Origin of the sequence: Arthrobacter sp. H20, assembly GCF_000520515.1 — a bacterium.
Taxonomy (GTDB): Bacteria; Actinomycetota; Actinomycetes; order Actinomycetales; family Micrococcaceae; genus Arthrobacter_D.
This window is the reverse complement of record NZ_KI914713.1, coordinates 49,086-51,453: the sequence shown is the minus strand read 5'-3', so window position 1 is coordinate 51,453 and position 2,368 is coordinate 49,086. Positions and strand designations below refer to the sequence as shown.

Sequence of the window (2,368 nt, the reverse complement as noted above, 5' to 3'; positions counted from 1 at the left end):
ATTTCGGGCGCCGAGCCGCTGGTGGGCTCCGTCGGCGCCCGCCGACTAGTGGGTACTTTTGGGTTTGGCTCACCCGCTGACGCCGATCCGTCGTGGAGTACGTCAATGGTGACGTCCAGGGCAAGGATCTTATGGATCGCCTGCTTGACATTGTCCATATGCGTGCCGCGTTGGAACGCGATGGCGTTCCCCTGCGTCGCGAAGGCGAGCACCAGCTGATTGCCGTTCATGGTTCGTGGCTTGGCATCAGGATTCACGTTGAGCCAGGTGGTGCGTTTGATGTGGGCCAGTTCATCCATGATCTCGGGCCATGCGCGCCGGATCATCTCCACCTGGGGGGCACCGGATGGCGCCGACGCCGCTTCGGGTTCAGGGCGTGCCTGCTCGGGCGATGGCCCCGCAGGCGCATCTGGCGCCGGCGTTTCCGGAGCGGGTGTGGAGACCGGTGCGGGTTCCTCAGCTGGCGCTGCTTCCTCTGGCCAGGCGGTGTCGCTGGGTGCCTTCTTTTCCGGTGCCGGGCTCGCAGCAGGAGGCGTTGGCGGGCTGTCGGGAGCGTTGGATGCGGGCCGTGGCTTCCGGACGTCAGTCGCGGGCCCCGCAGGCTGGTCGGGTACGGCTAAGGACCCGGCATATTGCAGGCGTCGCTCAATCCGGTCAACGCGGGCAAGTGTTCCCCGTTCAGTCTCGTCGGCCGCAGGCAAGAGGATGCGGGCGCACAACAGTTCGAGGTGAAGTCTCGGCGACGTAGCGCCGGTCATTTCGGTGAGGGCGGTATTGGTGATGTCGGCCGCACGGGACAGCTCGCCGCGGCCCATCTGGTTCGCCTGGGTGCGCATGCGGTTCAACTGGTCATCGGGGGTGCCGCGGAGGATCGCTGCGGCGCTGTCGGGGACCGCGTTAACGATGATGAGGTCACGGAACCGCTCCAGCAGGTCCTCGACGAATCTGCGTGGGTCATGACCGGTTTGGATCACCCGGTCGACGGCGCTGAACACCGTGGCGGCGTCACCAGCCGCGAAGGCGTCGACGACGTCGTCGAGCAGCGAGGCATGCGTATAGCCGAGGAGAGACACGGCAAGTTCATAGTCGAGGCCGCCGGGACCGGCGCCGGCCATCAGCTGATCGAGCACTGACAGGGAATCGCGCACTGATCCGCCACCAGCCCGGATCACGAGCGACAGCACGCCCGGTGCTACCGGGGTGCCCTCCTGCTGGCAGAGGAGATCAAGGTAGGCCATCAGCGGCTCAGGTGGGACCAGCCGGAACGGGTAATGGTGGGTGCGGGACCGAATGGTGCCGATCACCTTGTCAGGTTCGGTGGTCGCGAAGATGAACTTGATGTGCTCGGGTGGCTCTTCAACGATCTTCAGCAGGGCGTTGAAGCCCGCCGATGTGACCATGTGGGCCTCATCAATAATGAAAATCTTGTACCGGTCGCGAACGGGGGCGAAGGTGGCGCGCTCCCGGAGATCCCGGGCATCGTCGACGCCGCCGTGGCTGGCGGCGTCAATTTCAATCACGTCAAGGCTGCCGGACCCACCGCGCGCAAGCTCAACACAGCTGTCGCAGACACCACACGGGACGGGGGTGGGGCCCTGGGCGCAGTTCAGGCAGCGCGCGAGGATTCGGGCGGAAGTTGTCTTTCCGCAACCGCGCGGACCGGAAAACAGGTAGGCGTGGTTGACCCTGCCCTTCTCGATGGCAGCCATGAGGGGCTCAGTGACGTGCTCCTGGCCGATGACATCCGCAAAAGCTTCGGGGCGGTATCGGCGGTAAAGGGCTGTGCTCACAAAAGAACCTTATCGGTTGGTGGTGACGTATTGCAGTGGGGATTCAGGACAGCTCCCCGGGCCCGACAATCCAGGCTCCGCGGGGTACTCCCGAGGGCTGAAAAGCCTCCAGCGCTCCTGCCAGCGTACCCTCAGGGAGCCCTGCCGAGCGAAGGATCAGGTCCCTCACCCGGTCGCTGCCCCAGCCCTTTTCGGCAAGCGATTCCAGGGTGACTGCCCCATCCCGCTTGGCGAGCCGTTGCCCCTCGCCGTTCAGTGCCAGAGGGACGTGAGCGTACTCGGGGGCAGCTACATCCAGCAGGCTGGCCAGGTAGGCCTGCCTCGGTGCGGAACTAAGGAGGTCATCCCCACGGACCACCTGGTCAATCCCCTGCGCGGCGTCGTCGACCACTACAGCCAGGTTGTAGGCGGGCACGCCGTCGCTGCGGACAATCACGAAGTCATCCACCGCTCCGGTGTAAGCGCCCTGAAGCTGATCCTGGACGGCCCAGGTGATTACGCCCGACCTGAGCCGGAGCGCCGGTGGGCGGCGGCCGTGCTGCAGGGCGCGGGCCGACGTCGTCAGGTTGCGGCAGGGG

2 protein-coding genes are annotated in these 2,368 nt (G+C 65.8%); both read right to left on the bottom strand.

Translation table 11 applies throughout. The features are described from left to right. The coding region (locus tag Y703_RS17710; protein ID WP_155849392.1) for a DNA polymerase III subunit gamma and tau at positions 1-1,790 on the bottom strand (1,790 nt) is incomplete at its 3' end. 43 nt (positions 1,791-1,833) lie between these two features. After that, the coding region (locus Y703_RS17705) for a glutamate--tRNA ligase family protein (RefSeq protein WP_253907924.1) at positions 1,834-2,368 on the bottom strand (535 nt) is incomplete at its 5' end.